The following is a 14,130-nucleotide window of genomic DNA, read 5'->3' as shown; positions in this document are numbered from 1 at the left end:
ATTTTCTAGTTACATATTTGCCCAAATCCAGCTAAGAAGGCAAGAAGATCTGCTGCGTTCACAACTTGGTCACCGTTGATGTCTTCAACACAAGTAGCTGTATCAAACAAACAAGACCCATCATCTACCGTAGCTAGCGCATTGTAGTTATCCGCATCAGCATAGGTACAGCCGTAGAGCAATTCCCCAACACATAGGTTGGGATCATGTGTAGCATATGGGTTAAAATTAGCTCCAAAGGGGTCATTACACCCTGAACAAGGATCACAACTAGCGAAACATGACACCGGTATCGTCAGATCGGTCAGAGGAAGGGCAAGCTCTCTCATTCCACCAACAACACAAGATCCAGATGGTGATTCATTTACTCCGTCCCCTACGAATCTATACTGCATTGTCTCGCCTCCGTTTAAAGTCACGTCGGTAGCCCATATTCCCCAACCTTGTTGGGTCATAGGAACCAAACCTGTAAAGAATGGCGAAGCGATTTCAACGTCCATGGTTGACGCATCAATATCGAACGCATCTACCTGAAATGTCACTGTGATTTCAGTCGCGACGCATGCCGCACAAGAGTTGAAACAAACCACATCCAGTATCAAAGGCGCTCCCATTTGTTGGGTGATTCGATTGGTAAACACTTCATCATTGCCATAGGTAGTTGCCGTGCAGCTTGTTCCTACTGGGAAATACTCAATCGCACCACTCCATCCGTTCGTTGTGAATTTGTATTCATGATTCCCTACTGGTAGATCAAGTGTTATCTCATAGATGTTGTCTTCATCTGGATCTGACAATTGATTACATACCCCACACCATGAATTGAAAGTACCATTCAAATGCACTTGGTCTGAGGGAGAAAGCCCCATTTGCGACATGTCTACTCGGAAAGTTGTTGCATAAAGACAACTTCCGTTATCCGAGGTGGCATTCGCATCATAATTAGAAGCATTGATATCAGTACAGCCTTCATTGTTGTTTGAAGGACAGAAGGTGCAAGAATTGAAGCATACAGGAGGAATTGATGTTGGCTCAAACCCATGATTCACGAAGCGGTTGACGTATGTATTGATCCCGTCGTAGGTAGTGATCGTACAAGGCGCCCCAGAAGTAAAACCCTCTACTGTACCATCCCATCCGTTGATGACGTATTTGTATTCGTGAATGCCTGGAGGCAGATTAATCGTCGTCGTCCAAATTCCGTTTCCTTGGTTGACCATAGGTGAACATGTACCACACCAACTATTGAACGAACCGTTCAGATATGGGACGTCACCCGCATTTACATTTTCTTCAGATAAATCAAGTGTAAAGGTCACTGGATTTGTTTCAGGTGCATATTCGTACACACGCACATAATCCACCTGCATTTCTTGAGGGAAAGAGGTAGTCGCGTCAGGGGCCCCTGGCCAGTTCCCTCCTACTGCAACGTTTAGAAGGAAGTAATAATCTTGTGCGAAGAGCCACTCGTACTGCGGTGGCACTTGTGAACGTTCCAGGCTGAAGTAAAGAATATCATCAAAGTACCACTCAATGTTGTCTGGGTACCAGACGATGGCGTAAGTATGAAAATCATCTGCTAATGATGCTCCAGCATCATACGAACCACCGATAGAAAGCACATCTCCTACGGTACCTTGATGGGTAGTTCCATGCAGAATACTTGGCTCGTTCCCCACAATCTCCATGATATCGATCTCTCCTGGCCAAAACTGACCTTCAGGAAGCATCCAGAACGCTGGCCATAAACCCTGACCCGTTGGAAGCTTCATTCGTGCTTCCATCTTGCCGTATGTCCAGTATTGCTTATTCAGTGACTTGATTCTTCCACTGGTGTAATTCATTCCACCCAGGGACTGCTCCAATGCACGGATATGGAGCATTCCATCTTCAACGAACACATTGGTTTCATTGGAGGTGTAATACTGAAGCTCATTGTTTCCCCACCCATTCAATCCGAATTGAGCACCAGTACCCAGATCGTAGGTCCAATTAGTAATATCGAGTTCTGTTCCATCGAACTCGTCACTCCACACTAGAGACCAATCTTGGGCAGTGACAAAAAGTGGGCAAAACGCCAGTAGTATCAATACTTTTCTCATGACTCTAAGATAAAGAAAAAGGGGCTCCGAAGAGCCCCCTTTTGGTGTAGTTAAGATCACGTTATATCCATTAACAAGATGTTCCGAACGCTGCCAAGAACTGTAGAAGGTCAGCTGCATTCACGATACCATCTTGGTTAAGATCTTCAGGACAATCATTTCCTGTCGTGAACGTACATGAACCATCATCAGTGTTCGCTGATGCGTCGTAGTTATCTGCGTCTGGGTATGTACAACCAAATGCAATCGGTGTCATACAAGAACCATCATCAGACCCAGCGAATGGGTTGTATTCTGTAGATAGTGGGTCAGTACATCCAGCACAAGCGTCACACTCTCCGAAACAAACAAGCGCAAGCACTTCGTCAGCTCCTCCAACAGTGTGTGAACGGTTGTATGCTCCCAATCCATTATCAACACCGCACTCCATAGGAACAGTTTCCTCTCCTGCGAAGTCGTTTCCGTTGATGTACTTGTATTGGATAGTTTCTCCTTCTCCGATAGTCACAGTGAACTCGTAAATACCGTAACCTAGGTAAGTCATTGGAGTAGCAGATGCGTCCCATCCTTGGAATGAACCAGCGATGTGAACTCCTTCTGCAGCTACCATTTCGTTCCACATGTCTACACGGAATGTCACATCGTAGAATGCAGATGGACAAGCGTTACAGCTTTCCCAACATACTGCTCCTACAGTTGTGTCACCACTAACAGATACTAGACGGTTTGTAAATCCACCACCTGATACTGTACAAGGCTCACCTCCAACGAAGATCTCGTCAGTTGTTCCGTCAACGATGAACTTGTATTCGTTATCACCGTTAGTCATTGTTACTGTCACAGTGTAAACACCGTCCATGTCAGCGTCATCCATAGGGTTCGCGTTAGGATCCCATCCGTTGAATGTACCGAACACACTAACTGTAGTGAATGCTCCAGCGTACTGGTTCATATCTACGTTAAGTGTTACTAGGTAAGAACAAGAACCATCATCAATCGTTGCTGCTGGGTTGTAGTTCTGAGCTGCACCGTCAGTACATCCAGATACGTTCATGTTATCACAAACACCACACTCTTCCCAACAGTAATCAATTGTAGACTGGTTTCCAGTTACCTGGATGAAGCGGTTAGTGAATCCGAAGTTTGTCACAGTACAAGGTGCGTCAACCATCATTGATTCGAAGATTGCACCGTCAACAGTGTAAAGGAACTCGTAAGTACCTTCCTGTAGAGGAACGATGAGTTCCCAGATACCACCACCTTGATCGAACATTGGTGCACAGTTTCCACACCATCCGTTGAACTGACCATTTAGGTGAATTTCAGTGAATGCTGCACCGTAGTTGCTCATGTCAACACGGAAAGTCACGTCGAACATACAGCTACCATCATTAACAGTTGCTGTTGGATCGTAGTTGCTTGCTGTAGCATCGTTACATCCAGGAGTTTCTCCTGTAGTACAAGCGTAACAGCTGTTGAAACATACAGTGTCAAGAACAACGTCTGCTGCCATTACATCAACAGTACGGTTCGTGAATCCATCACCGTTAGTGATTGTACATGATTCACCTCCAGCGAAGTTTTCTTGATCAACCCAGTTATCGATAGTGAACTTGTACTGCTGAAGACCGTTAGTCACAGCGAATGTACCTGTCCATACTCCGTCCATGTCGTCATCTGTAAGTTGGTTACAGTCACCACACCATCCGTTGTAAGCTCCTGATACGTTCACGTAACCGAAAGCAGCTCCGTATTCGTTCATGTCAACTGAGAATGAAACAAGGTAAGCACATGATCCATTATCAATAGTTGCGGCCATGTCGTAGTTAGCAGCAGTTGGATCAGTACATCCCTCTACTCCAACAGCACATCCTGTACAAGTGTCGTAAGCATCACCAGTCACGTCAGGTGAACCTACAGTCCAGAGACGGTTTGCGAAGTTCGCTCCATCTGTAATTGGCGTACAAGAAAGATCTTGTGGCATGTTGTCTAGAAGGTTCTCTTGAACTCCGTCAACAACCCATAGGTACTGCATATCAGCAGCTGGTGCTGGGTCAAGCAATACAGTCCATGTTCCATCTCCGTTATCTGAAGCTACTGGGCCTCCTGCTGGATCCCATCCCCAGAATTCTCCTGTCATGCGAACTTCTGTTGGCATTCCGTCACATACTTCTACAGTCAATGAAACAGAAGTAGCAACACCGTCTCCGTTACAATCACCACAAGTGTCGTAGTAATCATCAGTTACGTTAGGATCTCCAACAACCCAAAGACGGTTTGCGAAGTTTGCTCCGTCAGTAATAGGTGTACAAGATAGGTTTACAACTGCGTTGTCAAGAACGTTCTCTTGAACACCATCAAGAACCCATAGGTACTGCATGTCAGCAGCTGGCGCTGGATCAAGAGTTACAGTCCAAGTTCCGTCTCCGTTATCTGAAGCTACTGGGCCTCCTGCTGGATCCCACCCCCAGAATTCTCCGGTCATACGTACTTCTGTTGGAGTTGCTGAACATACGTTAACTGTCAACGTCAGAGGAGAACCACCTACTCCGCCGTCACAGTTACCGCATGTATCATATACGTCTCCTGTTACGTCTGGTGAACCTACAGTCCATAGACGGTTTGCGAAGTTTGCTCCGTCAGTTACAGGCGTACACGAAAGATCTACTACTGCGTTGTCTAGCATGTTCTCCTGAACACCATCAACAACCCACAGGTATTGCATATCTGCTGCTGGAGCTGGATCTAGGGTTACTGTCCAAGTTCCATCTCCGTTATCTGAAGCTACTGGGCCTCCTGCTGGATCCCATCCCCAGAATTCTCCTGTCATGCGAACTTCTGTTGGAGTCGCATCACATACGTCAACTGTCAACGCAACCGAAGTAGCTACTCCATCTCCGTTACAATCTCCACAAGTATCGTAGTAATCTCCAGTTACATCAGGTGATCCTACAGTCCAAAGACGGTTTGCGAAGTTTGCTCCGTCAGTTACAGGTGTACACGCGAGGTTAACAACTGCGTTATCAAGCATATTCTCTTGAGTTCCATCAAGAACCCATAGGTACTGCATATCCGCCGCTGGTGCTGGATCAAGAGTTACCGTCCAAGTTCCGTCTCCATTGTCTGAAGCAACTGGGCCTCCCGCCGGATCCCATCCCCAGAACTCTCCTGTCATGCGAACTTCCGTTGGCATTGCATCGCATACATCCACAGTCAATGTCAATGGTGGAATTGGACATGGCTCACAAGAATCGTAAACATCACCGTTCACATTTCCTGAACCTACAGTCCAAAGACGATTTGCAAAGTTTGCTCCGTCTGTCACAGGTGTACATGATAAATCAACAACGGCGTTATCAAGAAGATTTTCCTGAACGCCGTCCATAACCCATAAGTACTGCATGTCAGCTCCTGGCATTGGATCTAGAGTGACTGTCCAAGTACCATCTCCATTATCTGAAGCTACTGGACCTCCTGCTGGATCCCATCCCCAGAATTCACCAGTCATGCGAACCTCTGTTGGATTTGCATCACAAGCATCCATTGTAAGAGTGATTCCCGTTGCCGGTGCACAGTTATCAGCGAAGTTTACGTCAAAGTTATCCGTATTAACTTGCCAATTCCCTGGGAATGAGGCCTTGCTCCACAGAACGTTCAAATTCACTACTGCCGGTGGAGTTCCACCCCAAGAAAGCGTTCGACTTAACACTCCAGGAACAGAAGCATCGATGGCTGAAATTGCCGCACCACTTCCTCCAGGGATAATAAGGTCGTCTACAGCGTCAGCATCGGCGGATTCCACCGAAATCATCATGCTGGATGCATCTACGTTCGTGATTGTCAAGAAAACAGAAGAAGCTGTTTCCGCAGGATTTCCGAAGTGGTAGACTTGAGTGTCACAGTATGGTGACGTCTGGGCGAACCCCCAAGACACAAGTCCAAAACACATCAGAAGGCTTAAAATAAATCTCTTTGATTGCATTGTATTTTGGTTTGGTTAGGCTATGATTTTCTATCTCACCGATTTCACAGCCCCGTAAAGATACCTCTTGACTTCCTCACAGGCTAAAAATCGACTACATCATGACTACATCAAACCACTACTTTCCAACTCATCATAATTACTTACATAGCTGTTTGTCAGTTTTTTACAACTTTTGCATCACTACATCACTTACGACTTTAACCGTACAACACTGCGAGATAACGTAGAATTTACACTTTGTACTTGTTTGAATAAAAAAAGGGGCCGAAGCCCCTTTTAGACTAGTTCAAATTCTGTTTAACACATTGTTCCGAATCCAGCTAGGAACTGCAGCAAGTCAGCCGCATTAACGATTCCATCGTTGTTCAAGTCTTCAGGACAGTCACTTCCAGCAGGCTGGAAAGTACATGATCCATCGTCCTCATTGGCAGATACATCATAGTTCTCTGCATCAACATAGGTACATCCGTAAACTACAGGAGTTGCACACGAACCGTCATCGTTGATTGCGAATGGATTATACTCTGTTGAGAATGGATCTGTACATCCTGCACACGAATCACATTCACCAAAACAAACTGACACACTCACGTCAGAAGTCATGAGATCGATGGTTCTATTGAATCCACCGAATCCGTCGTCAGCTCCACATTCCATAGGAACCGATTCCGCGTTAGCGATATCATTACCATTCACAAACTTGTAAGTGATGGTTGAGTTCCCTGTAAATGCCGAAGAGAACTCATAAATGCCGTAGCCTAGGTAGTTCATTGGGGTTGATGTCGGGTCCCATCCTTGGAAGTCACCTACGATGTACACACCTTCAGCGTCAACCATTTCATTCCACATATCCACCCTAAAGGTCACATTGTAAGTACAAGAACCGTTATCAATTGTAGCAAGCGGATCAAAGTTCGTTGCATTCATGTCAGTACATCCAAGCACACCTACTACGCAGGCATCACATGAACTGAAACAATGCACAGGGATCGTTTCATTCATCATTCCGACAGTCCATGCTCTGTTGTAACCGCCGAAGCCGTTATCAACACCACATTCCATAGGAACAATCTCTTCTCCAGCAAAATCACTTCCGTTGAGGTATTTGTATTCAATCGAAGCACCTTGGTCCAGCGTAACTGTCACTGCCCAGATTCCTCCTCCCATATCGGCTAGAGGCGTCGCAGAAGCGTCAAATCCGTTGAAGGTTCCTACGAGGTACACGCCTGTTGGATCAACCATTTCATTCGTCATATCTACTTCAAATGTCACATCCGCCGATGGTACGTTACAAGCTTGACATGAAGCGAAACATACTACTGGCACTGTTTCGTCCATTCCTCCAGGAGTGTACGAACGGTTAAAACCTGAAGCACATTCACCAGGTACTGATTCATCTTGTCCCCAAACGTTTCCGTTGATGAACTTGTATTCAACAGTTTCCCCAGGCGTTAATGCAGTAGTGTACGTCCAGATTCCATTTCCTTGATCTACCATTGGCGTTGCACCTGGGTCCCATCCTTGGAAGGCACCTGCAATGTGAACTCCTTCTGCTGCTACAGTCTCCTCTGACATGTCAACCTGGAAAGTGATGTTAACGTCAGGAGTATCACAAGAAACACAACTGCTGAAGCAGTGAACTGGAATCGTTTCATCTGCTGCTCCAACGGTCCATTCGCGGTCGAAACCACCGAAGCCATTATCAAGACCACAGTTTGAAGGAACTGTTTCCTCGTTCGCGAAGTTTGGTCCGTTGAGGTATTTGTAGGTAACTGCAGTCCCTGTAGCGATTGCAGTAGTGAATTCCCAAATTCCACCTCCAAGGTCTGTCATTTGATCAAGACCTGCAGTAAACGGTGGATCTTGGAATGAACCAACGATAAACACACCAATAGGATTGACAACTTCGTTGCTCATATCTACTTGGAATGTCACATTCACAAGCGATCCAGAACAAGCGTCACACCCACTGAAACAAACTGGGTTTACAACGGTAGGGCTGCTTACACAGTCAATAGTACGAGCCAGAACTCCTCCGCCCTGCATGTCATCTGATCCACACTCCATTGGAACAACTTCTTCTCCCATTGAAGTATTACCATTTACAAATCGGTATTGCAGTCCAGTTCCAGAAGGAACAGTAATGTCTTTTGTGTAAATACCACCTCCGGCATCTACCATTGGGTCTGCCATTGGATCCCAGCTATTGAATGTTCCTGCTACATGAACACCATTGGCATCAATCGTTTCGTCAGACATATCAACCTGAAGTGTCACCGTAATATCAGCGGCAGCGCCACAAGGATCACAGCTTGCGAAACATACTACTGGAATCGTCTGATTTGCACCAGCAACCACTAGCTCACGGTTATTATTTACTGCACATGCTCCAGGAACTGATTCATCCTGTCCCCATGCGTTACCGTTGATGTACTTGTATTCGTAAGCTCCATCTGCCAATACAGTGCTGTATGTATATACACCGTCCATATCACTATCGTCCATCGCTGTCGCAGCTGGATCCCATCCTTGAATGCTTCCTGCAATGTGCACCCCGTCTGCCGTCAAACAAACTTGGTTCATGTCTACCTGGAAAGTAATGAGGTACTCACAGCTTCCATCATCTTCTGTTGCCGCTGGATCATAGTTCTGAGCGTCAATGTTAGTACAACCTGGAACTGCACCTACGACACATGCTGCGCATGAGTTGAAGCAAACTACGTCTTCTGTTTGGTCCATCATACCTACCGTTACTGTACGGTTGTTATCGGTAGCACATTCTGCAGGAACTGTTTCGTCTTGTCCCCAAACGTTTCCGTTAATGAACTTGTAGCCCAGCGTCAATCCTTGGTCCATAGGGACTGTTACACTCCAAATTCCACCACCTTGGTCAACCATAGGTGTTGCTCCTGGATCCCAGCCTTGGAATTCACCAGTTACGTGAACGCCTGCCGGATCTACCATGAGCCCAGTCATATCTACTTGGAGCGTTACATTCGATTGTGCAGGTGCACAAACAGTACATGCTCCAAAACAAACAAGGTCTAAGGTTTCGTCGCTCATGCCTACGGTATGCGCTCGGTTTCCACCAACTGCACATCCTCCAGGTACAGATTCATCCTGTCCCCAGACATTTCCATTAATATACTTGTAGTTGATTGTGCTTCCGCCCATGACAGAAATTGTCGTTGACCAGATGCCTCCTCCTTGATCTGTTAGTGGGGTCAAAGCTGGATCCCACCCTTGAAAATCACCGGCAACGTGAACTCCATCGCCGCTTACAGTTTGCTCAGACATGTCGACTTGGATTGTGACATTAACCTGAGCGCTTAGCCAGACTGAGCTCGCGAAAATTGCACACAGCGTCAGTAGGCTTTTGAATAACGTATTCATAGCTTGGTTTGGTTGGTTTTCTGACGGCTGCTTCGCAGGAAACAGCCGCGACTAATTGGTAATGGGGTATAAGTTAATAAAAAAGTGTACTCCAGACACTTTGTTCGTGTGCAGAATACACTTTGTGACTAAACCCAGCCTTTCAATGGCGGTGTTTAGTTGTTAGTTATATGTAGATGATTCTAATCTAGGCGATGGCCCGTTTATCTCGAATAAGCAGATTTGATAATCCGGCAAGAATCAAGCTGATTCCAGCCAGCATCATGGTATTGATAATGTTATCACCAAGTAGCGCCTTGTAGACCACGTTGATACCTCCTAACGCCGCCACGATCTGAGGAATCACGATAAACATGTTGAAGATCCCCATGTAGACGCCCATTTTCTCCGCCGGAATAGAACTCGAGAGCATGGCGTACGGCATCGAAAGTATACTTCCCCAAGCAAACCCGATAAGAGTGAACGACAGGATCAGTCCATCGCTTGTCGATTCATTCCATACTCCCATTAATAGGAATCCGATACCCCCGAGAACAAGACTCACGAGGTGGGTGAGCTTTCTATTGATACGCATACGTGCTGCTAGGAAAGACAACAGCAGCGCAAAAGCCATGGAACTCAATCCATACACACCAAATGCACTACTCACGGCATTGGCAGCTTCATTATAAGCAATGTCCATTGCTTCGTAATTCGCAGCATCAACTGCGGGCTTCGGTGCGTTATACACGGCCTCAGTCAACGCCGGAGTAGAAAAAGACCACATCGTGAAGAAGGCAAACCAGCTGAAGAATTGAACAACGCCAAGTTGCACCATGACTTTCGGCATTTTGGCAATGTTGGAGAAAATCTCAGAGATTCCCGCTATAAATCCGGCGTTCTCCGCCTTTTCCTTTTCGAACGCCTCCATATCCTCTGGAGGGTCCTCTGAAGTAGTAAATACGGTATATAGAATACTCGCAAGAAATACGAAAGCACCTATCGAGAACGATACATAAACTGAATCTGGAATCACCCCAGGCTCACTCGTATTTGAAACTCCTAGCTTGGTAACAAGCCATGGAAGATTCGACGCTATCCAAGTACCTACTCCAATGATCAAGGTTTGGATGATGAATCCATATGAGCGTTGCTCATCGTCTAGTTTGTCTGCAACGAGGGCACGGAATGGTTCCATGCTAATATTAATCGAGGCATCAAGCACCCAAAGGAAACCTGCTGCCATCCACAACGCCGAGCTGTACGGCACAAAGAAGAGCGCCAACGAGCTGAGAATAGCACCTAAAAGAAAATAAGGTCGTCTTCTCCCCCATCTTGGGCTCCAAGTTCTGTCACTGAGGTAACCAATAATGGGTTGTACAATCAAACCAGTTAGTGGAGCCGCGATCCATAATAGTGGAATATCATCTTTTCCTGCGCCAAGGGTTTGAAAGATTCTTGACATGTTTCCGCCTTGCAAAGCGAAACCGAATTGGATACCAAGGAATCCGAAACTCATGTTCCAGATCTCCCAAAATGACAGTCTTTTCTTCATGTGGTTCTCGTGAATTGCAGCATAAGTTAACAAAATGTGTACTTCATACACTATGCAGATGACCTCTGTACAAAAAGAAAGAGCTCACCTTGCGATGAGCTCCTTCAATTATTTGGTTGACTCGTAGAGTCTTATTCACAAGAAGTTCCGTACACACTCAAGAATGTCAAGAGGTCAGACGCTGCGATTTCACCGTCGTTATCAAAGTCTCCGATACACGCGTTGAAACAGCTTCCATCATCAGTGTTTGCGTATGGGTTGTAGTTACTAAATGCTGGGTCAGTACATCCTGCCATCACCGCTACACAACCTCCGTTGTCTGTGTTCGCCGCTGGATCGTAGTTGAAAGCTGTTGGGTCAGTACAACCGAATACAGTTGCGATACAAGAACCGTCATCTACGTTGGCAGATGCATCGTAGTTCGTAGCTGTAGGATCAGTACATCCGTTCACTGCTGCGATACAAGATCCATCATCAACTGTTGCTGCTGGATCAAAGTTCACTGCTGTCGCATCAGTACATCCTGGTACGTCACAATCAAACACACAAGAACCATCGTCAGTTGTTGCTGTAGGATCGTAGTTCGTTGCTTCAGCATAAGTACAACCGCTTACGATACAAGAACCGTCGTCGATTGTTGCTGATGGATCGTAGTTATCAGCGAATGGGTTTGTACATCCTGCACATGATGAGAATTCACAGCTTCCATCATCACACATTGCTGCTGGATCGTAGTTACAAGCTCCTGAATCTGTACATCCGTCAGGAAGCATACAAGAACCATCATCACATACGGCAGATGGGTCGTAGTTACATGCTGATGCGTCAGTACATCCGTCAGGAAGGATACAAGACCCATCGTCACAAACGGCTGCTGGGTCGTAGTTACATGCTGTGGCGTCAGTACATCCGTCAGGAAGGATACAAGATCCGTCGTCACATACCGCTGCTGGATCGTAGTTACATGCTGTGGCGTCAGTACATCCGTCAGGAAGGATACAAGATCCGTCATCACATACCGCTGCTGGATCGTAGTTACATGCTGTCGCATCTGTACATCCATCAGGGAGGATACAAGATCCATCATCACATACCGCTGCTGGGTCGTAGTTACATGCTGTAGCATCTGTACATCCGTCAGGAAGGATACAAGATCCGTCATCACATACCGCTGCTGGGTCGTAGTTACATGCTGTCGCATCTGTACATCCATCAGGGAGGATACATGAACCGTCATCACACTGAGCTGCAGGATCGTAGTTACATGCTGTGGCGTCAGTACATCCGTCAGGAAGGATACAAGATCCGTCATCACATACCGCTGCTGGATCGTAGTTACATGCTGTCGCATCTGTACATCCGTCAGGAAGAATACAAGATCCGTCATCACATACTGCTGCTGGATCGTAGTTACATGCTGTTGCGTCAGTACATCCGTCAGGAAGGATACAAGATCCATCATCACATACCGCTGCTGGATCGTAGTTACATGCTGTAGCATCAGTACATCCGTCAGGGAGGATACAAGATCCATCGTCACATACCGCTGCTGGGTCATAGTTACATGCTGTCGCGTCAGTACATCCGTCAGGAAGGATACAAGATCCATCATCACAAACCGCTGCTGGATCGTAGTTACATGCTGTAGCATCAGTACATCCATCAGGAAGGATACATGATCCGTCGTCACAAACTGCTGCTGGATCGTAGTTACATGCTGTGGCATCAGTACATCCGTCAGGAAGGATACATGATCCATCGTCACAAGTAGCTGCTGGATCGTAGTTACATGCCGTAGCGTCAGTACATCCGTCAGGAAGCTCACAAGAACCATCGTCGATAGTCGCCGCTGGATCGTAGTTACAAGCTGTTGGGTCTGTACAACCAGGAAGGTTTGGAGGGAACACGATGTTCAATGCCTCTTCCTGTGGGTTCGTCCCGTCTTGCGCACGGTACTGAAGGTTTACTGTCATATCAACAATTCCGTCAGTTGTCAATTGCGCAATAAGCACACGGCCCATTCCATCTGGGAAAGCTGATGGCTGATCATCTGGGAATACGTACCAAGCTCCACCTGCTGCAGAGTTCACGATGAAATCGTTGCCTGCTTCGAAACCAGAAGCATCTAGACCAAGGTTCTGAAGGTTGTTTCCAGCTTGATCTTCAGCACCAATGGTTACCCATGAATCATATACTAGGTCTGGGAAGCTACCGTAAAGGGCAGCGTTGATATCTGTTGAATATGCACCACCTGCTGCATCTTGGTAGAAGCTACCTGATGACGTAATGCTCAAAGGAGTTGCGTCTTGTCCGTATACCGCTACTAACTGATCAAATGGGTTAGTGAAGTTCGCGTATACGCGGTATGTATTGTATGTACCTCCTGCAACACCTGTAGCCACTGTCTCATAAGTAAGACCGCTGAAAGAAGGCGCTGGGTAAGTACAAGAACCATCGTCTTCAGTAGCCAATGGTGAATAGTTCAATGCATTTGGATCAGTACATCCAGGGATAGCCTGAGGAAGAGACAATGTCAATCCGGCAGTTTCCGTTGGTACTTGTGCTGCGTTTCTCCACTGTAGGTTGAAAGTGAAGTCAAGCAAACCGTCAGAAGTAAATTGACCAAGAAGAACTCGTCCTGCAACTGGCAACGCTTGCGCATCTCCAGGAAGCACAAACAGTGTTCCTCCGATGATGTCATCTACAATCCAAGAGTTTCCAGCTTCAAAGACACTGTAGTCAAATCCTACTGATTGTAGTGTATTGACCGTGTTGTCTTCAGCACCGATTGTGAGCCACGAGTCAAATTCTCCACCTGGGAAGAACGGCCAGAAGGCTGGGTTAATATCAGTACTAAGAGCTCCACCTGCTACTGGTTCTTGGAAGAATGTAGTAGAGGTTTCGATTCGAAGAGGTGCAGAATCTAGACCGTAAATGGCAATAAGTTGATCTGCAGGATCACTAAAGTCAGCATAAACTCTGTACGTGATCGTACCAGCTATACCATCGATCGCTACAACTTCACCTGAAATACCAGTAAGATCTGCGGAAGCGCTATATGTCAAGAGAAGACACAACGCTGCGAAGAGTGCTTTAAAAACTCGCATGAAAAACAT

At 46.4% G+C, this 14,130-nt stretch carries 5 protein-coding genes; all 5 read right to left on the bottom strand.

The window, feature by feature from the left end; all coding sequences use genetic code 11:
* Nucleotides 1–5 precede the first annotated feature (5 nt).
* Complete coding sequence (locus RA156_RS04530) at nt 6–2,102, bottom strand: family 16 glycosylhydrolase (RefSeq protein ID WP_306643192.1); 2,097 nt, start codon at nt 2,100–2,102, stop codon at nt 6–8.
* A gap of 70 nt (nt 2,103–2,172) precedes the next feature.
* Entirely contained in the window at nt 2,173–6,084 is a 3,912-nt protein-coding gene (locus tag RA156_RS04525; RefSeq protein ID WP_306643190.1) for an early set domain-containing protein, read from the bottom strand.
* A 300-nt stretch (nt 6,085–6,384) separates the two neighbouring features.
* Nucleotides 6,385–9,384: a pullulanase X25 domain-containing protein gene (locus RA156_RS04520; RefSeq protein ID WP_306643188.1), complete on the bottom strand. Its 3,000-nt coding sequence runs from the start codon at nt 9,382–9,384 to the stop codon at nt 6,385–6,387.
* A gap of 283 nt (nt 9,385–9,667) precedes the next feature.
* Nucleotides 9,668–11,014 (bottom strand): MFS transporter, encoded by a 1,347-nt coding sequence (locus tag RA156_RS04515; protein ID WP_306643186.1) that lies wholly within the window; start codon nt 11,012–11,014, stop codon nt 9,668–9,670.
* Nucleotides 11,015–11,145: 131 nt separating this feature from the next.
* On the bottom strand, nt 11,146–14,121 hold the full coding sequence (locus RA156_RS04510; protein ID WP_306643185.1) for a hypothetical protein: 2,976 nt from the start codon (nt 14,119–14,121) through the stop codon (nt 11,146–11,148).
* Between the last annotated feature and the right edge of the window lie 9 nt (nt 14,122–14,130).

The sequence above is a fragment of the Sanyastnella coralliicola genome (assembly GCF_030845195.1).
GTDB classification, from domain to species: Bacteria; Bacteroidota; Bacteroidia; order Flavobacteriales_D; family Sanyastnellaceae; genus Sanyastnella; species Sanyastnella coralliicola.
The sequence above is the reverse complement of the archived record's forward strand: the minus strand, read 5'-3'. Positions and strand labels throughout refer to the sequence as shown.

What these genes read in the sequence shown, in the direction of transcription:
- RA156_RS04510 (WP_306643185.1), bottom strand. Translation starts at nt 14,121, where the DNA reads ATGCGAGTTTTTAAAGCACTCTTCGCAGCGTTGTGTCTTCTCTTGACA.
- RA156_RS04525 (WP_306643190.1), bottom strand. Translation starts at nt 6,084, where the DNA reads ATGCAATCAAAGAGATTTATTTTAAGCCTTCTGATGTGTTTTGGACTT.
- RA156_RS04515 (WP_306643186.1), bottom strand. Translation starts at nt 11,014, where the DNA reads ATGAAGAAAAGACTGTCATTTTGGGAGATCTGGAACATGAGTTTCGGA.
- RA156_RS04520 (WP_306643188.1), bottom strand. Translation starts at nt 9,384, where the DNA reads ATGTCTGAGCAAACTGTAAGCGGCGATGGAGTTCACGTTGCCGGTGAT.
- RA156_RS04530 (WP_306643192.1), bottom strand. Translation starts at nt 2,102, where the DNA reads ATGAGAAAAGTATTGATACTACTGGCGTTTTGCCCACTTTTTGTCACT.